A 24425-nucleotide genomic window follows, 5' to 3' on the forward strand; every position below is an offset into this window, starting at 1 on the left:
CCGTCCCGGCCTTGGAATCGCGCTTCGTGGCGTGATAAAGCCACCACCACGCCAATCCGTTTTGCCCCTTGCGAGGTTCTTGTCCCATGAGCGCCACCACAGCTTCCTCGCTGTTTCCCAATTTCTTCAGCAATTCCATTGCCGACACCGATCCTGAACTGGCCGATGCCATTGGCAATGAGCTGGATCGCCAGCAGGGCGAAATCGAGCTGATCGCTTCCGAGAACATCGTCTCCAAGGCGGTGCTGGAAGCCCAGGGCTCGGTGCTCACCAACAAATACGCCGAGGGCTATCCGGGCCGTCGCTACTATGGCGGCTGCCAATATGTGGACGTGGCCGAAACGCTGGCCATCGAGCGCGCCAAGCAGCTGTTCGGCGTCGAATATGCCAATGTGCAGCCCAATTCCGGCTCCCAGGCCAACCAGGGCGTCTATCAGGCGTTGATCCAGCCCGGCGACACCATCCTGGGCATGTCCCTGGATGCGGGCGGTCACCTGACCCATGGCGCCAAGCCCAACCAGTCCGGCAAGTGGTTCAACGCCATTCAGTATGGCGTCCGCAAGCAGGACGGCCTCGTCGATATGGAACAGGTTCGCACCCTGGCCCGCGAACACCAGCCCAAGATGATCGTGGCCGGATTCTCGGCCTATTCCCGCGTGCTCGACTGGGCAGAATTCCGCGCCATCGCCGACGAAGTGGGTGCCATCCTGTTCGTGGACATGGCGCATGTGGCGGGCCTGGTGGCTGGCGGGGTCTATCCCAGCCCGTTCCCGCACGCCCATGTGGCGACCACCACCACGCACAAGACCCTGCGCGGCCCGCGCGGTGGCCTGATCCTGACCAATGACGAAGCCATCGCCAAAAAGATCAACTCGGCCATCTTCCCGGGCATCCAGGGCGGCCCGCTGATGCATGTCATCGCCGGCAAGGCCGTGGCTTTCAAGGAAGCGTTGCAGCCCGAGTTCAAGGCCTATGCAACCCAGGTCGTCGCCAATGCAAAGGTGCTGGCCGAAACCCTGGTCAAGGGCGGCGTCGATATTGTCACCGGCGGCACCGACAACCACCTGATGCTCGTCGACCTGCGCCCCAAGGGCCTGACCGGCAAGGCCACCGAGGCAGCGCTGGAGCGGGCACACATCACCTGCAACAAGAATGCGGTGCCGTTTGATCCGGAAAAGCCGGCCATCACCTCGGGCGTACGCCTGGGCACGCCGGCTGGTACGTCGCGCGGTTTCGGCGAGGCCGAGTTCAAGCTGATCGGTGAGTTGATCATCGAGCTGCTCGATGGCCTCAAGGCCAATGGCGAGGACAACAATGGCGCCGTCGAGGCCCAGGTCCGCGCCAAGGTCAAATCGCTCACCGACCGCTTCCCCATCTACGGTCAGTAAGGTCCATCATGCGCTGTCCCTATTGCGGCAACGACGATACGCAGGTCAAGGACAGCCGGCCGACCGAGGATTCGGGCGCCATTCGCCGCCGTCGCGTCTGTAACGGATGCGGCGGCCGCTTCACCACCTTCGAGCGAGTGCAGTTGCGCGATCTGACCGTGGTCAAAAAGAGCGGCCGCAAGGTGCCCTTTGATCGTGAGAAGCTCGCGCGCTCTGTCTATACCGCGCTGCGCAAGCGCTCGGTCGAGACAGACCGCATCGAACGCATGATCTCCGGCATTGTTCGGCAGCTGGAAAGCCTGGGCGATGTCGAGGTCACCTCCGACCAGATCGGCGAATTCGTCATGGACGGTCTCAAGGGCCTCGATGACGTCGCCTTCGTGCGCTTCGCCTCCGTGTACAAAAACTTCTCGGCAGCAGACGACTTCCGCAATTTCCTCGCCGAATTGGCTGAAGGGCAGGGCGTCCTGCGCGACGAGGATTGAGCGCTGCCACGCCAGAAGACCTGCGTTGGCTCGACGCAGCAGTGCGCCTGGCAACGCCAGCGCGCGGCACGACGGCGGACAGCCCGGTTTCTGCCGCGCTTGTCGTCAACCCCATTGACCAGTGCCTGATTGCCCGTGCCGTGACGGCGCGGGGCGGTCATCCGCATGCCGAGGCACTGGCGCTCGACAGCGCCGGCTTCGACGCTGCTGGTGCAACGCTCTATGTGACCATGGAGCCCTGCGCCAGCTGGGGCCGCTCGCCCCCCTGTGTCGATGCCATCGTGCGCTCAGGCGTGATGCGCGTGGTGATTGGACAGGCCAATGCGGATCCGGCGCAAGCCGGTGTCGCCGAACAGCGCCTGCAATCGGCGGGCGTCGAGATTGTCTTTGCCGCGCACCAGGCTTCCGCCGAGCTTAACGCCGGCCAGGCGCTGCGCCATGTACACAACCGGCCCTTCGTGACGGTCGCGCTGGTGGTGGATGCCGACGACACGCTGGTCGATCCGGCGTCGGGGACGGCGCGCGATTGGCTCGACCTCGAGCGCGCCCGCGCTGACGCCATTATCATGGGGGCGTCCGGCGCCCGCACGCGCACAGCTACACCAGTGATTGCTCGCGCAGGTCTGGCAACGCGCACGCCCCTGCGGGTGGTGCTGTCGGGAAGCAAGGGCGTTGACCGGCGCTTGAATCTGATTGGCAGCTTCACCGGCCATCGTACCGCGGTGATTGCACAATCTGACACGGCGGTGGATGCGCCCGTCTCTGTCGAAGTGATCCGGGTTCCCGGGAAGGGCGGTCGGCCTGACCTGGCCGCAGCCCTCGCGAGCCTTGCCGAACGCGGCAAGCAGTCCGTTCTGGTCGAGCCCGGGCCGCGCCTACTGGCGGCGCTGCTGGAGGCGGACCTGGTCGATGCCGTGACGCTGATCGCGCTTGATGGGGCCGGGCAGGGCGGTCCTGCTGCCGTGGCGGATGGCCGGCTGGTCGACATGTTGGCGGCCGCCGACCTTGAGCCAGTACGCGAACAGCGGGCCCCTGGGGCAAATCTGACCATCTATCGCCGCCGCGCATAGCCTCTGCCCCCGCTATTGTATTGAAGTTCCCGGCCGGGGCGACTATGGGGTTGGCCCTTGCTGCCCGGCGCCACGGCCGGAACAAACAGAGTGACAATGAATGGCTGATGCCCCCAAGCGTGATCCCCAGGTGGATCGTCCTGCCAACCAGCGCGGCGCTGCCCGCCTAGCCGCGGTTCAGGCGCTCTACCAGATGGACATCGGTCGCGCGACGCTGGAAGACACGCTGGCCCAGTTCGGCAGCTTCCATCTCGGCCGCGAGATCGAGGGCGAGCAATACCTGCCCGCCGACGCCGACTTCTTTCGCCAGATCGTCACCGGCGTGACCAAGCACCAGCTGGCCATCGACCCGGCGGTGGATCGTGCCCTGGCGGATGGCTGGCCGGTGGAGCGCGTCGATGCGACGCTGCGTGCCATCCTGCGGGCTGCCGCGTTCGAACTGCTGCGCCGCAAGGACATTCCGCCGCGCGTCGTGATCACCGAATATGTCGATGTGGCCAAGGCCTTCTATGAGGACGACGCCAGCGGCCTCGTCAACGCCACCCTGGACGCCATTGCCCGCGAGGCGGGGTCTGATCTCACCAAGTCGGTCTAGCTTGTCCGCCTCTGGCTGGAACAAAAAAAGCCCCGGGTTTCCGGGGCTTTTTGCATTTCAGTCCGCTGCGTCCTAGAACGACTGCAGGATCTGGTCGATGAACGTGCGGTCCTCGCCGAAAGACTGGGTGCGGCGGGTCTCGATCGCCACGGACTTGCCGTCCTTGAGCGTATAGACGGCCTTGTCGACCACCTTCTTGTTCTTGTCGAAATAGACCGCAAGCACGGTGCGCGAATCGATCATCGTCATGCCAAACGCCGTCTGGCGCACCTTCGTCTGAATGTAATACCAGGCGGTCTGATCACCAAAGGCATTGGTCGACTGCGGCGAACCGAGCACAAGCTGAACCAACTGCTGGCTCTGGCCTGGCCGGATCTGCGCCTGGGCACTGTCGGAAATCTCATAACCCTGCGTACGCGCAGTCACCAGCGCCGTGCTGCTGGTGCAGGCCGCGAGGCCCAGCGTCATCAGGGCAAGGGCGGCGAGGGGCGCGATGGAACCGGAAACGGTGCGCAGGTGCATGAATTTGACTTTCCCGATGGCTCTCGACTATAGGCACGGCTATATGGCGGCGACGCTTCAACCGCCGGAATGTGTAGCTGCCAAGGTGTCCCTCTGGCAAGCTGGCATTGATCCGGTTGGCGCTTTTGCCCCGGTGTTAGGCCAATCACGAAGCGGAACGCAATCCCATGATCCTGAGCCTGTTCCGCAAGAAATCCGATCCCGCGCCTGTGTACGCGATCTATAATGCCATTGTGGCGCAATCCCGGCAGCCGCGGTTCTACGCTGACTGGCAGGTGCCCGACACGGTGACCGGACGCTTTGACATGATCAGCCTCCACATGGCCCTGCTGTTCCGCCGCCTGCGCGCCGATTCCGGCCCTGGCAAGGACTTCAGCCAGGCGGTTTTCGATCTGTTTTTCAAGGATATGGATCGTTCGCTGCGGGAAATGGGCGTCGGCGATCTGGGGGTTCCCAAGAAGATCCAGAAGATGGGCAATCTGTTCTTCGGCCTTCTTGCAGCCATCAATGCCGCCATGGATGCACAGGACCCGCTGGCGCTTGAAGGTGTGCTGTCGCGCAATGTCTATGACGACGCGAGCGGTGACCATGTGCGGGCGCTGGCGGACTATATGATTGCGCAGGACCGCGCTCTGGCCGGACAGCCGGCCGAGGCCATCATTGCTGGAACACTGCATTTCGAGGAAGCCGCATGAGCGCAAACGAACCCCTGTTCGACGCCATCGTCCGCATCGACCGTCTACCGTCCGCAGGCCGGAGCCTGTCAGTCGATCTCGATTCTGACACGCTCTCGACCCTGGCGCGCGAACTCAAGCTCACGGCCATCGAGCGCTTCAAGGCAGAGCTGACCGTCGTGCCATTCCGTGGCGGCATTCGCGCTCAGGGGCGCCTGGATGCCCGGATCGAACAACCCTCAGTGGTATCATTCGAGCCGGTTTTCCAGGATATCGACGAGCCGGTTGACCGCATTTTCCTGCCGGAGCCAACCGGCCATGCGCCTACGCCGGGCTCTGAGGTCTTCGTGGATCTGGAAGACGACGATTTCCCCGACCATATCGATGGCCCCGAGGTCGATCTCAGTGCGCTGCTGATCGAGACACTGTCCCTGGCACTCGATCCCTATCCCCGCCGGCCGGGCGAGAGCCTGGAAACGTTGGGCATTGATCTCGGCCCCGCCGAGTCCGGTCCCTTCGCCGCGCTCAACAAACTCAAGAAGAACAGCGACTCTGACCCCTAGTTTGGGGTGCAGGGCTTGCACCGACTCGCCGATGAGATATGTTCGCATGCCTGCCGAGCAGGCCGAAAACGGGCGGAAATGACCGATACAATAACACTTTCAGTGGATGCCATGGGCGGCGACAATGCGCCGCGCGCTGTCATCCATGGCGCCTACTTGCAGCTCAAGGAGCGCAAGAACACACGGTTCATCTTCCACGGGCGCCAGGACGCCATCGCGCCCCTGCTCGAGGAATTCCCGGCCCTCAAGGCTGCCTCCAGCGTGCGCCACTGTGACGTGGTCATCGCGATGGACGAAAAGCCCAGCCAGGCCCTGCGCAAGGGACGTGGAACCTCCTCGATGTGGATGGCGATCCAGGCCGTCAAGGACGGCGAGGCGGACGTGGCCGTTTCCGGCGGCAATACCGGCGCGCTGATGGCCATGGCCACCTTCTGCCTGCGTCCGATGGAAGGCATTTCCCGTCCGGGCATTGCCGCGCTCTGGCCGACCCTGCGTTCGGACATCGTCGTGCTGGACATGGGCGCGACCATTGGCGCCGACGCCCAGCAGCTCGTCGACTACGCTATTCTCGGTTCCGCGCTGGCGCGTTGCCTGTTCGATGACCAGTCGCCGTCCGTTGGCCTGCTCAATGTGGGCACCGAAGAGGTCAAGGGCCTGGAATCGATCAAGGAAGCGGGGCGCATCCTGACCGAGGCCAGCGGCTCGGGCTTTACCTATCATGGCTTTGTCGAAGGCGACGACATTGGCAAGGGCACCGTCGATGTAGTGGTGACCGAGGGCTTTGTCGGCAATATTGCACTCAAGACCGCCGAAGGCACCGCGCGCCAGGTCGGCTCCTATTTGCGGAGCGCGCTCAAGTCGAGCCTGATGAGCCGCATCGGTGCGCTCTTTGCAACCTCGGCCCTCAATGCCCTGCGCCGCCGCATGGATCCGCGCACGGTCAATGGCGGCGTGTTCATGGGGCTCAACGGCATCGTCATCAAATCGCATGGCGGCACCGATGAAGTGGGCTACAAGAGCGCGCTGAGCCTGGCCTATGAAATGGCGCGCAGCCGCCTGATCGACAAGATCGGCGAAACCATGAAGCGCTTTCCCATCAAGGCGGTACCAGCCGCCCCTGACTCAGAACCCGAGGCGAAACCGGCGTGACCAAGACGCGTACCATTATCCGCGGTGTCGGCGGCTACCTGCCTGAACGGGTGCTTACCAACGCTGAACTGGCCACCATGGTCGATACTTCCGATGAGTGGATCCAGCAAAGGGTCGGCATCAAGGAGCGCCATATTGCGGCCGAGGGTCAGTTCACCTCTGATCTGGCCGTCGAGGCCGCCAAACGCGCCATGACGGCCGCCGGCGTGACCCCCGACGACATCGACCTGATCGTGGTCGCCACGACCACGCCGGACTACACCTTTCCCGCTGCCGCGACGCTGGTGCAGATGAAGCTGGGCATGCACCACGGCATGGCCTTTGACCTGCAGGCGGTATGCTCGGGCTTCGTCTATGCCGTTGCCACCGCTGACAGCTATATCAAGAACGGTCTTGCCACCCGCGCGCTTGTCATTGGGGCGGAAACATTCTCGCGCCTGCTCGACTGGAACGACCGCACCACCTGCGTTCTGTTTGGCGACGGCGCCGGCGCCGTCGTGCTCGAAAAGATCGAACTCGATGACGACGCCCCCGAACAGGGCATTCTCGCTTCGGCGCTGCGCTCCGATGGCCACCATTGGGAAAAGCTCTATGTCGATGGCGGTCCATCGACCACCGGCACCACTGGCCATGTGCACATGCAGGGTCCCGAAGTGTTCCGCCATGCCGTCGGCAAGATCACCGACGTGGTCTATGCCGCGCTGGAGGAGGCGGGCTACACCGTCGAGGACCTGGACTGGTTCGTGCCGCACCAGGCCAACAAGCGCATCATCGAGGGGGCAGGGGCCAAGCTTGGCCTGCCGCCCGAGAAGGTGATCATGACCGTGGATATCCACGCCAACACCTCCGCCGCCTCCGTGCCCCTGGCCCTGAGCGCTGCCGTGGCCGACGGGCGCATCAAAAAGGGCGACCTCGTCATGCTCGAGGCGATGGGCGGCGGCTTCACCTGGGGCGCCTCACTTATTCGCTGGTAAGCTCTCGTAGGTGTGATTGACCTGAGCCGTTTCAAGGCGTTAGTGTCTTCCTTGGGTGGAGGATGCGGTGTTGGATCGGCCTCACAAATAGACATATGCGGGTCGAACTACGCCGACTGAACGGACATAATCCTGCGGTTTGATACCTGGCCGCCCAGGCTTGATCAGGGTCATGGCGACATGGCGCGATCGGGGTATCGGATACCGGGAAACAACCATTCGGGCGATACGGGGTTTTGAATGACGCAGAAAACGGTAACACGCGCTGATCTCGCAGAAGCTGTCTATGGCTCGGTCGGCCTGTCTCGAACAGAGTCGGCCGAACTGGTTGAACGTGTGCTCGAACTGATCGGCGACGCGCTGATTTCGGGCTCGAACGTCAAACTTTCCTCGTTTGGTTCCTTCCAGGTCCGCTCCAAGAACGAGCGCATCGGTCGCAACCCCAAGACGGGTGAGGAAGTGCCCATCCTGCCCCGGCAGGTTCTTGTGTTCAAACCGTCCAACGTGTTGAAGTCCAAGATCAACAAATCTATGGTTGGTGCTGGGAAATAAGCCATCCAGCGAGTCTCAGCCTTCGTGGACAAGTCGCCAGACGCCTTCCGGACAATCTCTGAAGCGGCCGAAGAGCTGGACCTGCCACAGCATGTCCTGCGCTTCTGGGAGACCCGATTCAACACCATCAAGCCGCTCAAGCGCGGCGGCGGGCGGCGCTATTACCGTCCTGACGATTTGCTGCTGCTGCGCGGTATCCGCCATCTGCTCTATGACCAGGGTTTTACCATCAAGGGTGTGCAGCGCATCCTCAAGGATCAGGGCAGCCGCTATGTGATCGCGGTGGGCGAGGGCAAGCCGCTCGAAGACATCCTGCCGCTGATCGAACAGGCCGAGGCTGCCGGTGATGAAGCCGAGCTCGAAGAGGCCGTAATGCTCAGCAGCCCCGCGCTGGACCGGGAGTCGCGCGACAAGCTGTCAGACGTCTTGCGCGAACTGCTTGAGTGCAAGCGCATCCTGGAGCGGGCCCGCGAGGCCTGATTGCCTGTCGCCGCCCTGCAACGAATGGTGGGTGCGGCATTTGGAATGATCATTCCGTATTGACTTCGGAACAGAACCATCGTGTCAATTGCCCGGGCCGAGACCGGGCGCAAGCCGTGGTTTCGACGCTATCTCGCCGCGCGGCCAGTTCGATGCTGTTGCCCGCTGCGGCCTGGCCTGAGTGAACTGACCCGCGCTGTTCGCGCGCATACCGGAGACTACCAAATGACCGTTCGTTTCGGCCTGCTCGGCGCTGGCCGCATTGGCAAGGTGCATGCCAAGGCCGTGTCGTCCAATCCCAAGGCCAAGCTCGTGGCTGTGGCCGACGCCTTCGAAAAGGCGGCCACCGATCTCGCCACCCAGTATGGCTGCGAAGTGCGCTCCATCGCCGACATCCTGGCGGCCAAGGACATTGATGCGGTGGTGATCTGCACCCCCACCGATACCCATGCCGACCTGATCGAGCAGTTCAGCAAGGCCGGCAAGGCCATCTTCTGCGAGAAGCCGATCGACCTCAGTGTCGAGCGCGTCAAGGCCTGCCTCAAGGTCGTCGATGCCGAGGGCGGCACGCTGATGGTCGGCTTCAACCGCCGCTTCGACCCCCATTTCATGGCCGTGCGCGATGTGATCGCCAAGGGCGAGATCGGCGACGTCGAGATGGTCACCATCATCTCCCGCGACCCCGGCGCGCCGCCGGTGGACTATATCAAGCGCTCGGGCGGCATCCTGCGCGACATGACCATCCATGACTTCGACATGGCCCGCTTCCTGCTCGGTGAGGAGATCGAGACCGTCTCGGCCCAGGCCTCCGTGCTGGTCGACAAGGCCATCGGCGAAGCCGGCGACCACGACAGCGTGTCGGTGATGCTGGCGACGGCCTCGGGCAAGCATGCCACCATCTCCAACTCGCGCCGCGCCACCTATGGCTATGACCAGCGCATCGAGGTGCACGGCTCCAAGGGCGCCGTTGCTGCCGAGAACCAGCGCCCGGTCTCCATCGAAGTCGCCAATGCCAAGGGCTACACCCGTCCGCCGCTGCATGACTTCTTCATGACCCGCTACACCGAGGCTTACGCCCTCGAGATCACCGCCTTTATCGACGCGGTGGAATCGAAGTCTCCGGCTTCGCCCAGCGGCATCGACGGCCTGATCGCCCTGGCACTGGCCGATGCGGCGCTGAAGTCGATCCAGGAAGGCCGCGCCGTCAAGGTGAGCGAGATCACCGGCGTCATGGCCGACAAGAGCGTGTTCCAGGGCCGCTGAGGCCCTGCCTCTGACGCCGGAAACACGAAGGCCGCCCGGTGGGCGGCCTTTTCATTTGGACTATTTCAGCAGCCACTCATGCTCTGGCGCATTGTGGAACTTCCACACCCGCTTGGGCCCGGCCATGACGTTGAGATAATAGAGGTCATAGCCCGCCGTGGTAGCCACCGGGTGATAGCCCTTGGGCACCAGCGTCACATCGCCGTCCTCGATCACCAGTGCTTCATCCAGGCTCCGGTCATCGGTATAGACGCGCTGCATGGCAAAGCCCTGCGGCGGGTTGAGCCGGTGGAAATAGGTCTCTTCCAGCTGGCTTTCATGCGGCAGGTTATCCTGGTCGTGCTTGTGCGGCGGATAGGACGAGGTATTGCCCTGCGGGGTGATGACCTCGACGACGAGCAGCGAATGGGCCGCGCCATCGTCCTCGGGCATGATGTTGTAGACATGGCGCACATTAGCGCCCTTGCCACGGGTGATGCGCGGGTGCCGGCCCGGTGGGATCACCTGCGCGGTGTAATTGCCGCCGCCGGGGGCGGCACAGACAGCCAGTTCGACCGCCGTGGTGGCATCGGCCACCCACTCGCTGCCCAGCGGCACATAGACGGCCCAGGGCGCGCCATCAAACGGCGACATGCGCTCGCCGATCACGCCCAGATCGACGCCGTCCACCGAGATGCGGGCCTTGCCGCTCACCAGCACCAGGCACAGCTCATTGGCACCGGCCTGACCGCCAGCCACCTCGCCGTCGTTCAGTTTGTGCAGCGCGAAGCCGACATATTGCCAGCCGGCATTGGCCGGCGTGACATCATGCACCTGGCCCGTCGTTCCCTTCGGGCGGACGCGGAGGTTGGGGTTGGTCGCCATTGGTGGGGTCCTCCTTGGGGAACGCGTAGAAGAAGTTGTAGAGCGCATAGAGCAGGGCGGCCCCGACCAGGAAGGCCCAGAACTGGTCCTTGGTCCAGAACAGCTCCCATGCCAGCCAGATCGTCAGGAACACCGCCACTGACAGGCGTCGCCACAGCGGACGAAACCAGCTTACCTCATTTGCCTTCACGCCGCTCTGCCTTCACGTTTCGATTGCGTCTGGCTAGCTCTAGCACAGGGCAGGGGCAAAACTCACCCCTTGGGGAAGCCCTGCGTCTCGACGGTGTAGCCGGCCGCGGTCATCACCCGCATCAGTTCCTTGTGGCCGACCTGAGCCATCTTGAGCGGCGGGTTGGCCTTGGGATCCTGCTCCGCCTCGACGACGAACCAGCCCTCATAGCCATAGTCGGCGAACTTCTGCACGATGGCGCCGAAATCGAGCGAGCCATCGCCCGGCACGGTGAAGGCGCCCAGCGCCACGGCATCGAGGAACGACTGCTTGGTGCGGTCGAGCTTGTTGATGACATCCATGCGGACGTCCTTGACGTGCACATGGCTGATGCGGGCGTGGTGATTGTCGATAGCGCGCAGCACGTCGCCGCCAGCAAAGGCCAGGTGACCGGCATCGAGCAGCAGCGGAATGCCGGCGCCAGAGTGCTTCATGAAGGCATCGAGCTCGGGCTCGGTCTCGACCACGGCGGCCATGTGGTGGTGATAGGCCAGGGGCATGCCCTGCTCGGCACACCATTCACCGAATTCGGTGACCTTGCGGGCATAGGCCTTCATCTCGTCATCGGAGAGCTTGGCCTTCTGCGCCAGCGGGATCTCGCGCTTGCCCTGGATGGAGCGGCCCACTTCGCCATAGACGATGCAGGGGGCGTCCACCGCCTTGAACAGCGCGATCATCGGGGCGATGCGGTCCTTGTTGGCTGCGAGATCTTCATCGACCAGCGTGCCAGAGAACCAGCCGCCGCACAGCGTCACGTCGGCAGCCCTCAGGATGGGCAGCATGACATCGGGATCGTCGGGGAAGCGGCGGCCCTTTTCCATGCCGGTGAAGCCTGCCGAACGCGACTGGCGCAGGCATTCTTCCAGCGAGACGTCGTCGCTCAGTTCCACCAGATCGTCGTTCCACCAGGCGATGGGCGACATGCCGAGTTTTGCTTTCACTTTATGCTCCGAATGCTAGCCCATGGGGCTTCGTCAATATGTCGTGTCACTCCAGCCAGGGACTGGAATGACACTGAATTTTGGAATGGCTGTGACTAGCCGGCGCGCTGTGCCTTGAGGGCCTGCACATAGGCTTCACGGGCCGCATTGACCTGCGGGCGGTCGCTGACCTCGGGCACGGCGACATCCCACCAGTGCCCGCCGGCATCGGTGGTGATCAACGGATCGGTATCGATCACGATGACCGTGGTGCGGTCATTGGCCTCGGTTTCCTGCAGCGCCGTTTCCAGCTCGGCGATGGAACTCACCTTGCGGGTGAGGGCGCCCATGGCGGCGGCATGCGCGGCAAAATCGATTCCCGGCAGCGTGACATGGTGCGTGTCCTTCAACAGATTGTTGAAGTTGGCGCCGCCGGTGGCCATCTGAAGCCGGTTGATGCAGCCATAGCCAGCATTGTCGAGCAGCACGATGGTGAGCTTGGCGCCCAGCATGACCGAGCTGGCGATCTCGGAGTTCATCATCATGTAGCTGCCGTCGCCGACCATGACCACGACATCGTCCTGCGGCCGCGCCAGCTTGACGCCGAGGCCACCGGCGATTTCGTAGCCCATGGTCGAGAAGCCATATTCCATGTGGTAGCTGCCCGGGCCATTGGCCTTCCACAGCTTGTGCAATTCGCCCGGCAGGCCGCCAGCGGCGCAGACCAGCACGGCGTTTTCGCGCGCGCGCTGCACGGCGCCGATCACCTGGGCGTCCGAGGGCAGCTCGGCATTGGTGGTGGCCGTGGCCTTGTCGGCGGCTTCCAGCCAGGTCTCCTTGCCGGCCTTGGCCTGGCTGGTCCAGGCGCTCTCCACCTGCCAGCCGGTCAGGGCCTGATTGAGGGCATCGAGCCCGGCCTTGGCATCGGCCACCAGGGGCAGGGCGCGGTGCTTGTGCGCGTCGAAGGGCTGGACATTGAGGCCAATGATCTTGAGGTCATCGTTCTTGAACAGCGCCCAGGAACCGGTGGTGAAATCCTGCAGGCGCGTGCCGACCGCCAGCACCACATCGGCCTCTTCGGCCAGGCTATTGGAGGCGGAGGTGCCGGTAACGCCGACCGAACCCATGTTGAGCGCATGATCATTCGGCAGGCTGGACTTGCCGGCCTGGGTCTCGAGCACCGGCACGCCATAGCGCTCGGCAAAATTGCGCAGCGCCGTGCTGGCCTGCGAATAGAGCACGCCGCCGCCGGCGATGATCACGGGCTTTTTGGCATGCAGCAGCGCCGTTGCAGCGGCAGCGAATTCGTCGGCATCGGGCATCGGCCGGCGCACGCGCCAGACGGTCTCGGCAAAGAAACTCTCGGGATAGTCATAGGCCTCGGCCTGCACATCCTGGCAGAGGCTCAGGGTCACCGGGCCGCATTCGGCCGGATCGGTCAGGACCTGCATGGCGCGGCGCAGGGCCGGGATGATCTGCTCGGGGCGTGTAATGCGGTCAAAATAGCGGCTGACCGGCTTGAAGCAGTCGTTAGCGGTGACGCTGCCATCGCCCCAGTCTTCCACCTGCTGGAGCACCGGATCGGGCAGGCGGTTGGCAAAGACATCGCCGGGCAGCAGCAGCACGGGCAGGCGGTTCACATGGGCCAGCGCGGCGGCCGTGACCATGTTGAGCGCGCCGGGGCCGATCGAGGTGGTGCAAGCCATGAAGCGCTGGCGGAAGCTCGCCTTGGCATAGGCCACGGCCGCATTGGCCATGCCCTGCTCGTTCTGGGCGCGATAGGTGGGCAGCGTGTCCTTGATGCCATGCAGCGCCTCGCCGATGCCGGCGACATTGCCATGCCCGAAAATGGCGAAGATGCCGCCAAAGATCGGCATGATCTCGCCGTCGATCTCGGTCTTCTGCATGGTCAGGAACCGGGCCACGGCCTGGGCCATCGTTAGTCGAACTGTCTTGGGGCTCATCGCCTTGATCCTCGTCGTGGGCGCGTCGGGCGCCTTCGTGTCATTCTAGCATGCTTGTGCGCGGCGTATTACGCGGCGCTTTGGCCCAGCCGTTCCCAGACCGCGACCAGCGCGCCGAAGCGCTGCGCCATGTCGTCCACCGCTGCGTCATCGCTCAAGTTGCCGGCGAGCCACTGGCGCGCCGCATCGGCGAAAATGGTGCGACCGACGGCAAAGCCACGCACGCTGCGCGAACCGCGAGCCAGGGTGAAGCCGGCTTCGAGTGCTTCATGACTGGCGTCGAGCCCGAGCAACACCACCCCACGGCACCAGGGGTCGCGCGTTTCGATCACAGTGTCGATGGCCGCCCAGGCGGCCGCGCTGGTCTGCGGTTCGAGCTTCCACCAGTCCGGCTTGAGACCGGCGTCATAGATTTCGGTCATGGCGCGGGCGATGGTGTCCTCGCCCAGCACGCCATGCTTGCCGGCGATGATCTCGATCAGCAGGTCGCGGCCTATTCTGCGGGCAGCCTCATAGGCGGTGCGCAGCGTCTCGATCTGCTGCTGCTTGAGCGCGGCATCGTCGTCGGGGTGGTAGAAGCACAGCACCTTGATGCAGTGATCCACCGGCCAGTCGACCAGGCGCGAGCCGAGGTCCTGGCTGAACTCGAACTTGAGTGGGCGCGAGCCGGGCAACTCGATCGGCTTGCCGATCCAGAAATCGGGCAGGGAGCCTGCAGCGAACAGCGCGTCGCGGCCATATTTGTCATCAAGCAGCATGCCAAAGCCGGGGCGGCCATCGGCAATGCGCAGGGCGGCCTGCACCGCCAGCGCCTTGAACGCCGGAATGCGAGCCAGCACCTTGGCATCGCCGCCAGCCATGTCTTCGAGCTGGCTGCGGTGATCGATCGCCAGCGCCATCAGGCTGGGGATCTGGCGGCGGCGATTGGTGGCCCAGTGCAGATGGTTGAGTTCGGCATCCTTGCGCAGGGCCCGCTCGCTGCTGCCCTTGCTGAGGAAATGGCTGAGCTCGGTCCAGCTTGGATATTCGGGCGAGCAGAGCAGGCGCGAGACGGCGAAGGCGCCGCAGGCATTGGCCCAGGTGGCGCTGGTGGCGTGGGATTCGCCGCGCAGCCAGCCACGCAGCCAGCCGCTCATGAAGGCATCGCCCGCGCCCAGCACGTTGAACACCTCGATGGGGAAGCCCTTGCCGACAATGCCCTTTTCGAGATCATCGGGAATGGCGCCGTCATAGACGATGCAGCCCATGGGACCGCGCTTGAGCACGATGGTGGCGTTGGAAAGCGAGCGGATGGTCTTGAGCGCCGCCAGCAGATCGGCCTCGCCGGAGGCGATCAGCACCTCTTCCTCGGTGCCCACGATCAGGTCGCAGTCGGGCAGGATGGACTTGTACTTCTGCGAGACGACGTCGGAAGCGACATAGCGCGAGAAGCCGGCTTCATGGCCCGCCAGACCCCAGAGATTGGGGCGATAGTCGATGTCAAAGGCCACCTTGGCGCCATTGACCTTGGCAATGCGGATGGCCTTCTTCTGCGCCGCTTCGCTATTGGCGCGCGAGAAATGCGTGCCGGTGACGACGATGGACTTGGCCGAGGCAATCAGGGCCTCGTCGATGTCGTCTTCGCACAGGGCCATATCGGCGCAGTCGCTGCGATAAAAGATCATCGGCGAGACGCCCTCGGCCTCGACCGAGAGCAGCACCAGCGCCGTCAGGCGCTCGGGATCGGTGGTGATGCCGGCCGTCTCGACGCCTTCGCGGGCCAATTGCTCGGTGATGAAGCGGCCCATCTGCTCATTGCCCACGCGGGTTATCAGCGCGGACTTCAGCCCCAGCCGCGCCGTGCCCACAGCGATATTGGCCGGGCAACCGCCCACCGACTTGGCGAAGCTGCCGATGTCTTCCAACCTTGTGCCGATCTGCTGGCCATAGAGGTCGACCGAGGCGCGGCCGATCGTGATCACGTCGAGCATGTGTATTCCTTTTTCGGGGCGGGCAGGCGCTGGCGCCGTCCTCCCCAAATGGCCGTTGGCCGATGTTGAATTGTCCAGCAGGCTGGTTGGCCGGCATGAAACATCGGTTTCGAATATCCGTCAATATGGAATGTACATTCCAAACGCGAAACGTCAGCCGCGGCGCCGCTTCTCCGCTATGCTGACCGTCAACGCCATGGCAAAGGCCATACTCGCCGACAGGGAACGGAAGCCGGCATGATCGGCCTCCACCACCTCGAACCACTCACGCGAGCACTCGCTGAGCGGGGAGAACGCCGAATCGGTAAGCGACACGACCGGTATGCCGCGTCCCGCCATGGAGCGGGCCTGGGCGGCGCTTTCCGAGGCATAGGGCGAGAAGCTGATGGCAAAGGCAGCATCGCGCGGCGTGGCCATGGCTAGCAGGTCATCGTCGATGCCTGCCGAGGTGCCCACCAGTTGCGAGCGAACCTTCAGCTTGCCGAACGCATAGGCCATGTAGCTGGTGATGGGATAGGAGCGCCGCTTGGCGATGAGATAGATGGTTTCTGCCTCGGCCAGTATGGTCACCGCGCGCTCAAAGGCTGCGGGGTCCACCGCGGCAGCGACGGCATCGATGGAGCGGTGGGCAGCGGCCACGAAGCCGTTGAAGATCGTCGTGCTCTCGGCCAGGGCAGGGCCGTTCTGCTCCAGTGTGCGCAGCCGCTCCTCATAGGAAGACGTGCGCTCCCGCAATCGGGCCCGAAACAGCAGCTGCAGCCCGGAAAAGCCATCGAAGCCGAAATGCTGGGCGAAGCGCACCAGCGTCGAGGGCTGCACATTGGCAGAGGCGGCAATGCTGGCCGCAGTGCCAAAGGCAATCTCGTCGGGATGGTCGAGCGCATAGGCGGCGACCTGCGTCAGCCGTTTTGGCAATTCGCTCCGCCGTTCGAGGATGGCCAGGCGCAGGGAATCAAAGTCCTGCGGCGGTTCGGCTTTTTCGGCGGCATCGGTCATTGCATGGCTCGCTGCTGGCGCGGTGTCGGCCCCATAATCCCCAATAGTGCCAGCCAATCAAGTGCCAACACAAAGCCAATTCCGGGATTGGAACAAATGGACTAATTTGTCCCCCAGCATGGGAGGATGCGATGACAGCAACAATCGGCGTGGGCCTGATCGGCACCGGCTATATGGGCAAGTGCCACGCGCTGGCCTGGAATGGCGTCAAGGCCGTGTTCGGCGACGGCCCGCGACCGCGCCTGGTACACCTGGCTGAGAACCACGCCGACTTTGCTCGCCGGCGCGCCGACGAGTTCGGCTTTGAGCGCGCCACGGGCGACTGGCGCGCGCTGATCGCTGATCCGGAGGTCGAGGTGGTCTCGGTGACCACGCCCAATGCCTTCCACGCCGAAATGGCCATTGCGGCTCTCCAGGCTGGCAAGCATGTGTGGTGCGAAAAGCCCATGGCGGTGACCCTTGGCGATGCCCAAGCCATGTATGCGGCCGCCCGCGCCAGCGGACGCACGGCCATACTGGGCTACAACTACATTCAGAACCCGCTGATACGGCAGATCGGGGAAATCCTCGATGCCGGCACCATCGGCACCGTCAACCACGTCCGTCTGGAGATGGACGAGGACTTCATGGCTGACCCCGAAGCGCTGTTCTACTGGAAAAGCGAGGCCAGCTCCGGCTATGGCGCGCTCGACGATTTCGGCGTGCATCCGCTGAGCCTTCTGCTGCAGCTCTTCGGTCCGGTAAGCCGGGTTTTTGCCAATCTTTCAAAGCCCTACGCTGCTCGTCCGACTCAGGATGGTAACCGTCGGACGGTCGAGACCTTCGACATCGCCAGCGTCCTGTTTGAAATCGGCGAGGGGATCAGTGGGGTGATGGCGCTCAATCGCTCGGCCTGGGGCCGCAAGGGGCGCATCGCGCTGCAGATCTTCGGCAGCAAGGGCACGATCGCCTATGATCAGGAGCGCATGAACGAGCTGCAGCTCTATCTGGCCGATGGCGACCCTGGGACACAGGGTTTTCGCACCATTCTGGCCGGACCGCAGCATGCGCCCTATGACCGCTTCATACCCGCACCCGGCCATGGGCTGGGCTTCAATGATCTCAAGTTGATCGAATGCCACGAGCTCTTGCGGGCTATTGCGGGCGAGCCGGCCCGCGTGATCGATTTTGCCGCCGGCCTCAACATCGAGCGGGCGGTACATGCCATGGCCAGGAGCCATCAGGATCAGGCTTGGGTCAGTCTCTAGCAGTGGGAACGCCGACCCCGGCCATGGGCAGGGCCGGCGTTTGCGTCAGGCCAGGCTCGGCTGGCGGCTGTTGTGGCCTTCGACCCAGAGGATGAAGCTGGACGCGGCCAGGATCATCAACGCGCCGGGCCAGAACCAGACCGAGGGCACCTGGCCCAGGATCATCCAGCCCAAGAGGCCACTCAGCGGCACCTTGAGATCGCCGAAAGGCTGCAGATAGGTGGCGTCGGCGACCTTATAGGCAAAGCTCAGCAGATATTGTGCCGCGCCGGTGAGCGCGCCCAGCAGGAGCAGCAGCCAGAGCGCATCGCCCGAGGGCAGGGCGAAGGGGAAGCCATTGGCGAGGCCAGCTGGCAGCACGGTCGGTGCCAGCCAGCTCAGCGCATTCACCGCCAGCAGGATCAGCAGGTGATTGGGCGTCACCAGCACCAGCAGCGAGATGGTCAGCGTCTCAGGCGATTCCGTGCGGGAGAGGTATTTGGTCAGCACGTCGGTGGTGGCCCAGAGCGCGGCGGCCAGGATCGGGATCAGTGTCGACCAGGTGAGACCCTCTTCGCCCACCCCGGAGATCAGGATGGCGCCGAAGAAACCGACCAGGGACGCCAGGATGCGGGCGCTGGAGGCGCGCTCACCCAGGAAGAGCGTCGAGGCCAGCACGATGAAGAGCGGGCCGGTGGCCAGCAGCGTCACCATCTGCCAGATCGGCACGCCGGTGGCGAAGCCATACACGAACACATGCACACCCAGCGCCGAGACGAAGGCGCGGATTTCATGCAGCAGCGGCCGCGTGGTGCGCAACTTGTCGATACCGATGCGGAAGATCAGGGGCAGGGCCAGGATCGAGGCAATCAGATATTGCCAGAAGGCCATGCCGGTCGAGCTCATGCCATAGCCGCCATATTCGACGGGGGTGGGCAGGGCCGATTGCAGCAGGTTGGAGCCGGCGAAGGCCAGGCTCGCGATGACCATGAACAGGGCGCCCGTTGCGGCGCCGTTGGTCGATGGGGAGGAAACGTGGTTCATGAATAATCCTTTCCGTAACCAGTTTCCTCAGGGTTACGGGAAGGCTCGCCACGGCCCGCATCTGCGCCCGCAAAGCGGTGCAGACGCCGGCGCGCCAGCGTTGGTCCCGTTCTCTTTCATCCGGACTATACCGTCGGCTCCGGAATCACACCGGATCTGCTGACCCCTCGGACCGAAATCCAAAGGCGCTCGCGGGCTTGGCGTTGCCGCCTTTACCGCCGGTGGGGAATTGCACCCCGCCCTGAGAACATTGCGGGCTTTATCGTCCCGCGACGATGAACATAAGGCAGGCAGGCCAGGCAAACAAGCACGCACCTTGGTGTAACTGTGCGTCTTTCGGTGAACACTGCGGAAATTCTGTTCGCACCAATGCGGCGACGCGCGGGAGAAGAGCCTGCCACGGCCCTCAGTCGACATCCTCATGCCTCCAACAAAAAGAGGGCCCCACCGGGGCCCTCTTCATTTCAACACTCCATCAACCTCTAGCCGCGGTCGAGCCAGGCGACCTGCTCGGGCGTCAGCTTGAAGTCGAAGGTCTTGAGGCTGTCGTCGAGTTCGCCCAGGGTGCGCGGCCCGATGAGCGGGATGGAGGGGAAATCCTGTTCCAGCACGAAGGCCAGGGCGATGTGGATCGGGTTCTGGCCGAGCTGCTTGGCCAGCTCGATCGCGCGATCGCGACGGGCGAAGTTCTTGTCATTGTACCAGCAGCGGACCAGCTCTTCGTTATCGAGCTTGTCGCGACCGGCGCGGTCGGTGAAGAAGCCGCGGCCCTGGCTGGACCACGAGAAATTGGTGACCTGACGGGCTTTGAGCCAGGCCTTCCAATCGTCGGTGGAGGCGGTGACGCAGCCATCCCAGATCGGCACCAGCATTTCGCTGAGGGCGAAGTTGTTGGAGAGGGCCTGTGGCTTGGTCTTGCCGGTGCGTTCGGCATAGGCCACGGCCTCGTCGAAGCGCTCCTTGGTCCAGTTGCTGCCACCGAACGGCCCGCGGATGCGGCCCTTCTTGACCTCGGCATCCATGGCATCGACGAATTCGCCCACCGGAACATCGGTGTTGTCGCGGTGCATGAAATAGACGTCGACATAGTCAGTCTGCAGGCGATCGAGCGACTGGGTGAGCTGCTTGGCGATGACATCGGGATAGACCAGCGGGCTATGGGCGCCCTTGCCGATCAGCACAGCCTGCTCGCGCGTGCCGCGGCTGGCATGCCACTGGCCGAACAGCTTTTCGGTATAGCCGCCGCCATAGATGAAGGCGGTATCAAAGATATTGCCGCCATTTTCCCAGAATGCATCGAGCAGGATCGAGCCCGAAGCGAAGGTCTGGAAATCCTCAAAGCCCAAGGCCACGGCCGAGGCCTGCTTGGAAAGACCCGGAATGGAGCGCTTGGGGATGACGCCGGTGTTGGGGCCCAGCTTGCGGTTGTCCAGCGTGTTGACGCGCTTGGCCGGGGTCTCGACGGAGTATTCGATACCTGCGTCCTTGCGCCACTTGTCCAGCACGCGGGCATTGCCCAGGCTGTCGTCCCAGCTCATGCCGGGGGCGGAGAGCTCCTGGCGACCGGCGAGGATCGCTTCGGCGGCAGCATCGGCCTCGAAGGAATAGACGTGGCGCTCTTCGCCCACGCTGATCGTTTCGGTCTTGCCGTTCTTGATGATGTCGATCTTGCCCAGGCCCTGGGTGCGGTCGCCACCGGCGAACCAGAAGTCCGGCACTTCGATGCGACCGTCCGAGCCATGGATGCGCAGTACGTTGTCGAGGTTCGCCATCACGGCGCAGGACACCTGGGCGACAATGCCATTCTCGAAGGTCAGCACGGCAGCGGCCCAGTCGTCAGTGCCTTCGGCATTGAGCTTGGCAGTGCCGGCGACCTTGACCGGATCGGCGAAGGGCTTGCCGAGGGCCGCGCCGGCGATCAAGCGCGACATCGAGACCGGATAGCCGCCGACGTCGAGAATGCCGCCGCCAGCGAGGTCGGAGGCGAACAGGCGATGGCCGGGCTGGAACTTGCCCATCGAGAAGCCGAAGCTGGACTGGATCATGCGGACTTCGCCGATGACGCCGGACTTGATCAGCTCGAGCAGCTTGGCGGTCTGCGGATGCAGGCGATACATGAAGGCCTCGCCCGCGAAGGTGCCAGCCTTGCGGTGGGCATGCAGCACGGCGCTGATTTCATGCGCAGAGAGCGCAAAGGGCTTTTCGACCAGCGCGTGTTTGCCCGCCTGGGCGGCCTTGATCGCCCATTCGGCGTGGCCGGTATGCGGCACGGCGATATAGACGGCATCGATTTCGGGATCGGCCAGCAGGGCGTCATAGCCATGCACGACGCGGATGCCGGGGAAATCAGTGGCCAGGTTCGGCTTGCTCGGATCGCGCGTGGCGATGGCGGCTATGACGCCATGCTGGCTGCCGTTGACGCCACCGAAGAAGGCCTTGGCAATGCTGCCGGGCCCGATGATGCCCCAGCGGATTTTGGAAGTCATTTTTGTGTCCTATCGATTGGCCGCGCCGAAAACCAGGGCGAACGGCAGTGGGGGTGAAACCGGGCGGCCCGGCGGCCAGTGGCCGAGCCGAACCGTCGAATGCAGGAGGGGCCTAGCGCAGGCGCTCGCCCTTGGCGGAGAACAGGAAGGTCCTGGCCGGATCGATGGCCACGGTGATGGTGTCCGTGCCCAGCTCGTGGCGGGACTCTTCGCGCTCGATGATGATCTGCTCGCCGCTCTTGGTATTGGCATAGATATAGCTGGTCGAGCCCAGGTGCTCGGCCACGTCGATGCCCACGGTGATCTCCGAACCGCCGCTGCCGGCAGGCTGGAAATGCTCGGGACGAACACCCACGGTCACCTCGGCGCCAACGGCCGGGGCAGGGCCGCTCAGCGGCAGGATGACCTGCGCCTTGCCCTGGTTGGTCAGCTCTACCGTCACTGCGCCATGGCCGGACGCTGTCACCACGCCGGCCATGAAGTTCATCTTTGGCGAGCCGATGAAGCCGGCGACGAACAGGTTTGCCGGATTGTCATAGAGGTCGAGCGGCTTGCCGACCTGCTCGATGATGCCATCACGCAGCACCACGATGGTATCGGCGAGCGTCATGGCCTCCACCTGGTCGTGGGTCACATAGATGATGGTGGTCTGCAGCTCCTTGTGCAGGCGCGCGATCTCGATGCGCATGTGCACGCGCAGTTCGGCGTCCAGGTTCGACAGCGGTTCGTCGAACAGGAACACTTCCGGATTGCGCACGATGGCGCGGCCGATGGCGACGCGCTGGCGCTGACCGCCCGAAAGCTGCTTGGGCAGGCGATCGAGCAGCGGCTCAAGCGCCAGGATGCGGGCAGCCTCGTTGACCTGCTTGGCGATCTGGTCCTTGGCGACACCGGCAAAGCGCAGGGCAAAGCCCATGTTCTCGCGCACCGTCATATGCGGGTAGAGCGCATAGGACTGGAACACCATGGCGATGCCGCGCTTGGAGGGATCGACATCGTTCATGCGCACGCCGCCGATCTCGAGATCGCCGGAAGTGATGTGTTCGAGCCCGGCAATCATGCGCAGCAGGGTCGACTTGCCACAGCCGGAGGGACCAACGAAGACCACGAATTCCTTGGACTGGATTTCGAGGTTCACGCCCTTGATGACTTCGAGTTTCCCGTAGGTCTTGTGAACGTCCGTAAGCTTGAGACTGCTCATGGTTCTGAACCTTATTTGACCGCGCCCAGCATGCCTTCAACGAAGCGGCGCTGGAGCAGGAAGAAGATGAAAAGGGTGGGGAGGGTGGCCAGCACCGTGCCGAACAGGATCATGCCATAGTCAGGCGTATAGGCCGCCGTCAGCCCCGACAGGATCAGCGTGATCGTCTTGTTCTCGGCCGTCTGCAGCACGACCAGCGGCCACAGGTAGTTGTTCCAGTTGGCCATGAACACGATGATGGTGGCCGCCGCATAGGTGGAGCGCATCACCGGCAGATAGACATAGAGGAAGATCTGCCATTCCTTGAGCCCGTCGATCTTGGCGGCATCGCGCAGCTCCCGCGGGAAGGCCTTGGTGGCCTGGCGGAAGTAGAAGATGATGAAGATCGAGGCGACGGTCGGCAGGATCACCGCGGTAAAGGTGTTGACCAGCTTGGCCTGGCTGAACATCACGAACAGCGGCACCATCATGGCCGCGAACGGGATCGACAGCAGCAGCAGCAGGAAGCCGAACAGCCGCTCGCGGATGCGGGAGCGGAACATCTCGAAGCCGTAACCGGCCAGTGACGAGACTGCCAGCGTGAGCACGGTGGCCACCACGGCGATGACGCCCGAGTTCCAGAAGATGCGCACCGCATCCACCTGGGTGAAGAAGGCGGTGGCATTGAGCCACAGCGCATCACCCAGCGAAGACTTGCCCTTGATGATTTCGGCCGAGGTGTTGGTGGCGCCCACGACCATCCAGTAAAACGGGAAGATCGAGACAAAGGCGGCCAGCGACAGCAGGATATAGACGAGGCCGCGACGGATCATGGCGAAGGTCATGACGTCCTCCTGTCACGGGCAACCATGAACTGCAGGAAGCTCAGTATGCCCACCAGAACCACGATCACCCAGGAGACGGTGGCCGAATAGCCAAAGCTCGGCATGAACTTGAAGGTCAGATTGTAGATGTAAAGCGACAGCGTCAGCGTGGAATCCGACGGTCCGCCGGTGCCGGCGCTGAAGTTGTAGACTTCATCGAACAGCTGCAGCGTGCCGATGGTGGAGATCACCGTGGTGAACAGGATCACCGGCTTGAGCATGGGAATGGTGAGGTAGCGGAAGCGGGCCCAGGCAGGAACGCCGTCGATGCGGGCGGCCTCGTAGATCGAGCGGTCGATGTTCTGCAGCGCCGCCAGATAGAAGATCATGTTGTACCCGGTCCAGCGCCAGGTGATGGCCATGATGATAAGCACCTTGGCCCAGAAGGGGTCGCCGAGCCAGGAGATGGGCGCACTGATCAGGTGCAACTCCATCAGCGTCTGGTTGACGACGCCGTCGATGGCGAACATGGACTTGAAGACGGTCGAATAGGCGATCAGCGAGGTGGCGCAGGGCAGGAAGATCGCCGTGCGGAAGAAGCCCCGGAACTTCAGGGTCGAGTCGTTCAGCGCCACTGCAAACAGCAGCGCCAGCACGATCATGATCGGCACCTGGAAGATGAAGAAGGTGAAGGTGTTGCCCAGGGCCCGAAGGAAAACGGCGTCCTTGGTCAGCCTCAATATGTTGGCAAAGCCGCCAAAGCTGAGATTCATCCCCTTGCCGACCTGGAAGCTCATCCAGAGCGACCAGACGATGGGATAGATCATAAACAATCCGAGCAGGACCAGCGCCGGGGCGATGAATACCCAGCCGGTTATCTGTTCCTTGCGATCAAGTCGCGCTTGCGCCAATTGTCACCCTCCCTGATGCACAACCGAAATAACTGCCGAAGGGCCGGGCACCAGGTTATGGCGCCCGACCCATACGAAAGCAGGTTGGAGCCCGCC

General features: G+C 63.6%; 24 protein-coding genes and 1 riboswitch. Of the genes, 12 read left to right on the plus strand and 12 right to left on the minus strand.

The features are described 5' to 3' along the window. Window positions 1–86: 86 nt before the first annotated feature. The 4 genes from glyA (at window position 87) to nusB (ending at window position 3538) form a co-directional block, all read left to right on the plus strand. On the plus strand, window positions 87–1388 hold the full coding sequence (glyA, locus tag K1177_RS04160; protein ID WP_224702062.1) for a serine hydroxymethyltransferase: 1302 nt from the start codon (window positions 87–89) through the stop codon (window positions 1386–1388). An 8-nt stretch (window positions 1389–1396) separates the two neighbouring features. Beyond that, on the plus strand, window positions 1397–1873 hold the full coding sequence (gene nrdR / locus K1177_RS04165) for a transcriptional regulator NrdR (protein WP_224702063.1): 477 nt from the start codon (window positions 1397–1399) through the stop codon (window positions 1871–1873). Continuing rightward, on the plus strand, window positions 1870–2943 hold the full coding sequence (locus K1177_RS04170; protein WP_224702064.1) for a bifunctional diaminohydroxyphosphoribosylaminopyrimidine deaminase/5-amino-6-(5-phosphoribosylamino)uracil reductase RibD: 1074 nt from the start codon (window positions 1870–1872) through the stop codon (window positions 2941–2943). Before nrdR ends, K1177_RS04170 begins: the two co-directional genes overlap by 4 nt. A gap of 100 nt (window positions 2944–3043) precedes the next feature. Beyond that, the gene (nusB, locus tag K1177_RS04175) at window positions 3044–3538 is read left to right on the plus strand and encodes a transcription antitermination factor NusB (RefSeq protein ID WP_224702065.1); all 495 of its coding nucleotides are present in this window, start codon (window positions 3044–3046) and stop codon (window positions 3536–3538) included. Between the two features lie 72 nt (window positions 3539–3610). Here the strand turns inward: nusB and K1177_RS04180 are convergent, their stop codons facing one another. Beyond that, the gene (locus tag K1177_RS04180; RefSeq protein WP_224702066.1) at window positions 3611–4060 is read right to left on the minus strand and encodes an outer membrane protein assembly factor BamE; all 450 of its coding nucleotides are present in this window, start codon (window positions 4058–4060) and stop codon (window positions 3611–3613) included. Between the two features lie 167 nt (window positions 4061–4227). On the opposite strand from K1177_RS04180, the gene K1177_RS04185 reads away from it, so the two are divergent. The 7 genes from K1177_RS04185 to iolG all read left to right on the plus strand — a co-directional run bounded on the left by K1177_RS04185 (window position 4228) and on the right by iolG (window position 9715). Then, window positions 4228–4755, plus strand: a complete 528-nt coding sequence (locus K1177_RS04185) for a ubiquinol-cytochrome C chaperone family protein (RefSeq protein ID WP_224702067.1) — start codon at window positions 4228–4230, stop codon at window positions 4753–4755. Beyond that, entirely contained in the window at window positions 4752–5297 is a 546-nt protein-coding gene (locus K1177_RS04190) for a YceD family protein (RefSeq protein ID WP_224702068.1), read from the plus strand. The genes K1177_RS04185 and K1177_RS04190 overlap by 4 nt, the downstream gene beginning before the upstream one ends. Before the next feature lie 78 nt (window positions 5298–5375). Then, window positions 5376–6446 (plus strand): phosphate acyltransferase PlsX, encoded by a 1071-nt coding sequence (gene plsX / locus K1177_RS04195; protein ID WP_224702069.1) that lies wholly within the window; start codon window positions 5376–5378, stop codon window positions 6444–6446. Beyond that, complete coding sequence (locus tag K1177_RS04200) at window positions 6443–7420, plus strand: beta-ketoacyl-ACP synthase III (protein WP_224702070.1); 978 nt, start codon at window positions 6443–6445, stop codon at window positions 7418–7420. The genes plsX and K1177_RS04200 overlap by 4 nt, the downstream gene beginning before the upstream one ends. A 240-nt stretch (window positions 7421–7660) precedes the next feature. Beyond that, window positions 7661–7972 (plus strand): integration host factor subunit alpha, encoded by a 312-nt coding sequence (locus tag K1177_RS04205; protein ID WP_224702071.1) that lies wholly within the window; start codon window positions 7661–7663, stop codon window positions 7970–7972. Window positions 7973–7996: 24 nt separating this feature from the next. Further along, a complete protein-coding gene (locus K1177_RS04210) occupies window positions 7997–8452 on the plus strand; it encodes a MerR family transcriptional regulator (RefSeq protein WP_224702072.1) in 456 nt (151 codons plus the stop codon). A gap of 225 nt (window positions 8453–8677) precedes the next feature. Further along, window positions 8678–9715 carry an inositol 2-dehydrogenase gene (gene iolG / locus K1177_RS04215; RefSeq protein ID WP_224702073.1) on the plus strand — a complete coding sequence of 346 codons (1038 nt, stop codon included), beginning with the start codon at window positions 8678–8680 and terminating at the stop codon, window positions 9713–9715. A gap of 60 nt (window positions 9716–9775) precedes the next feature. Here the strand turns inward: iolG and iolB are convergent, their stop codons facing one another. The 6 genes from iolB to K1177_RS04245 all read right to left on the minus strand — a co-directional run bounded on the left by iolB (window position 9776) and on the right by K1177_RS04245 (window position 16658). Further along, complete coding sequence (gene iolB / locus K1177_RS04220) at window positions 9776–10579, minus strand: 5-deoxy-glucuronate isomerase (protein ID WP_224702074.1); 804 nt, start codon at window positions 10577–10579, stop codon at window positions 9776–9778. Further along, window positions 10521–10769 carry a hypothetical protein gene (locus K1177_RS04225; protein WP_224702075.1) on the minus strand — a complete coding sequence of 83 codons (249 nt, stop codon included), beginning with the start codon at window positions 10767–10769 and terminating at the stop codon, window positions 10521–10523. Before K1177_RS04225 ends, iolB begins: the two co-directional genes overlap by 59 nt. A 62-nt stretch (window positions 10770–10831) precedes the next feature. Then, entirely contained in the window at window positions 10832–11749 is a 918-nt protein-coding gene (iolE, locus tag K1177_RS04230; RefSeq protein ID WP_224702076.1) for a myo-inosose-2 dehydratase, read from the minus strand. Window positions 11750–11844: 95 nt separating this feature from the next. Continuing rightward, window positions 11845–13692: a 3D-(3,5/4)-trihydroxycyclohexane-1,2-dione acylhydrolase (decyclizing) gene (gene iolD / locus K1177_RS04235; RefSeq protein ID WP_224702077.1), complete on the minus strand. Its 1848-nt coding sequence runs from the start codon at window positions 13690–13692 to the stop codon at window positions 11845–11847. A gap of 68 nt (window positions 13693–13760) precedes the next feature. Then, window positions 13761–15662, minus strand: coding sequence for a bifunctional 5-dehydro-2-deoxygluconokinase/5-dehydro-2-deoxyphosphogluconate aldolase (locus K1177_RS04240; protein ID WP_224702078.1), 1902 nt, complete (start codon window positions 15660–15662; stop codon window positions 13761–13763). A 153-nt stretch (window positions 15663–15815) separates the two neighbouring features. Then, a complete protein-coding gene (locus tag K1177_RS04245; protein WP_224702079.1) occupies window positions 15816–16658 on the minus strand; it encodes a MurR/RpiR family transcriptional regulator in 843 nt (280 codons plus the stop codon). A 131-nt stretch (window positions 16659–16789) separates the two neighbouring features. On the opposite strand from K1177_RS04245, the gene K1177_RS04250 reads away from it, so the two are divergent. Then, on the plus strand, window positions 16790–17905 hold the full coding sequence (locus tag K1177_RS04250) for a Gfo/Idh/MocA family protein (protein WP_224702080.1): 1116 nt from the start codon (window positions 16790–16792) through the stop codon (window positions 17903–17905). A 45-nt stretch (window positions 17906–17950) separates the two neighbouring features. On the opposite strand, the gene K1177_RS04255 is transcribed toward K1177_RS04250, so the two are convergent. The 5 genes from K1177_RS04255 to K1177_RS04275 all read right to left on the minus strand — a co-directional run bounded on the left by K1177_RS04255 (window position 17951) and on the right by K1177_RS04275 (window position 24329). Beyond that, window positions 17951–18928 carry a DMT family transporter gene (locus tag K1177_RS04255; protein WP_224702081.1) on the minus strand — a complete coding sequence of 326 codons (978 nt, stop codon included), beginning with the start codon at window positions 18926–18928 and terminating at the stop codon, window positions 17951–17953. Between the two features lie 104 nt (window positions 18929–19032). Continuing rightward, window positions 19033–19181: riboswitch (FMN riboswitch) on the minus strand. Window positions 19182–19410: 229 nt separating this feature from the next. Further along, window positions 19411–21414, minus strand: a complete 2004-nt coding sequence (locus K1177_RS04260; protein WP_224702082.1) for an aldo/keto reductase — start codon at window positions 21412–21414, stop codon at window positions 19411–19413. Between the two features lie 112 nt (window positions 21415–21526). Beyond that, window positions 21527–22615, minus strand: a complete 1089-nt coding sequence (locus K1177_RS04265) for an ABC transporter ATP-binding protein (protein ID WP_224702083.1) — start codon at window positions 22613–22615, stop codon at window positions 21527–21529. Window positions 22616–22626: 11 nt separating this feature from the next. After that, entirely contained in the window at window positions 22627–23439 is an 813-nt protein-coding gene (locus K1177_RS04270) for a carbohydrate ABC transporter permease (RefSeq protein WP_224702084.1), read from the minus strand. Then, a complete protein-coding gene (locus tag K1177_RS04275) occupies window positions 23436–24329 on the minus strand; it encodes a carbohydrate ABC transporter permease (protein WP_224702085.1) in 894 nt (297 codons plus the stop codon). The genes K1177_RS04270 and K1177_RS04275 overlap by 4 nt, the downstream gene beginning before the upstream one ends. Window positions 24330–24425 lie beyond the last annotated feature (96 nt).

The organism is Devosia aquimaris, from assembly GCF_020169335.1.
Lineage (GTDB): Bacteria > Pseudomonadota > Alphaproteobacteria > Rhizobiales > Devosiaceae > Devosia > Devosia aquimaris.

Coding starts and splice junctions, on each gene's coding strand:
- glyA (WP_224702062.1), top strand. CDS start 87: ATGAGCGCCACCACAGCTTCCTCGCTGTTTCCCAATTTCTTCAGCAAT.
- nrdR (WP_224702063.1), top strand. CDS start 1,397: ATGCGCTGTCCCTATTGCGGCAACGACGATACGCAGGTCAAGGACAGC.
- nusB (WP_224702065.1), top strand. CDS start 3,044: ATGGCTGATGCCCCCAAGCGTGATCCCCAGGTGGATCGTCCTGCCAAC.
- K1177_RS04180 (WP_224702066.1), bottom strand. CDS start 4,060: ATGCACCTGCGCACCGTTTCCGGTTCCATCGCGCCCCTCGCCGCCCTT.
- K1177_RS04185 (WP_224702067.1), top strand. CDS start 4,228: ATGATCCTGAGCCTGTTCCGCAAGAAATCCGATCCCGCGCCTGTGTAC.
- K1177_RS04190 (WP_224702068.1), top strand. CDS start 4,752: ATGAGCGCAAACGAACCCCTGTTCGACGCCATCGTCCGCATCGACCGT.
- plsX (WP_224702069.1), top strand. CDS start 5,376: ATGACCGATACAATAACACTTTCAGTGGATGCCATGGGCGGCGACAAT.
- K1177_RS04205 (WP_224702071.1), top strand. CDS start 7,661: ATGACGCAGAAAACGGTAACACGCGCTGATCTCGCAGAAGCTGTCTAT.
- iolG (WP_224702073.1), top strand. CDS start 8,678: ATGACCGTTCGTTTCGGCCTGCTCGGCGCTGGCCGCATTGGCAAGGTG.
- iolB (WP_224702074.1), bottom strand. CDS start 10,579: ATGGCGACCAACCCCAACCTCCGCGTCCGCCCGAAGGGAACGACGGGC.
- iolD (WP_224702077.1), bottom strand. CDS start 13,692: ATGAGCCCCAAGACAGTTCGACTAACGATGGCCCAGGCCGTGGCCCGG.
- K1177_RS04240 (WP_224702078.1), bottom strand. CDS start 15,662: ATGCTCGACGTGATCACGATCGGCCGCGCCTCGGTCGACCTCTATGGC.
- K1177_RS04245 (WP_224702079.1), bottom strand. CDS start 16,658: ATGACCGATGCCGCCGAAAAAGCCGAACCGCCGCAGGACTTTGATTCC.
- K1177_RS04250 (WP_224702080.1), top strand. CDS start 16,790: ATGACAGCAACAATCGGCGTGGGCCTGATCGGCACCGGCTATATGGGC.
- K1177_RS04255 (WP_224702081.1), bottom strand. CDS start 18,928: ATGAACCACGTTTCCTCCCCATCGACCAACGGCGCCGCAACGGGCGCC.
- K1177_RS04260 (WP_224702082.1), bottom strand. CDS start 21,414: ATGACTTCCAAAATCCGCTGGGGCATCATCGGGCCCGGCAGCATTGCC.
- K1177_RS04265 (WP_224702083.1), bottom strand. CDS start 22,615: ATGAGCAGTCTCAAGCTTACGGACGTTCACAAGACCTACGGGAAACTC.
- K1177_RS04270 (WP_224702084.1), bottom strand. CDS start 23,439: ATGACCTTCGCCATGATCCGTCGCGGCCTCGTCTATATCCTGCTGTCG.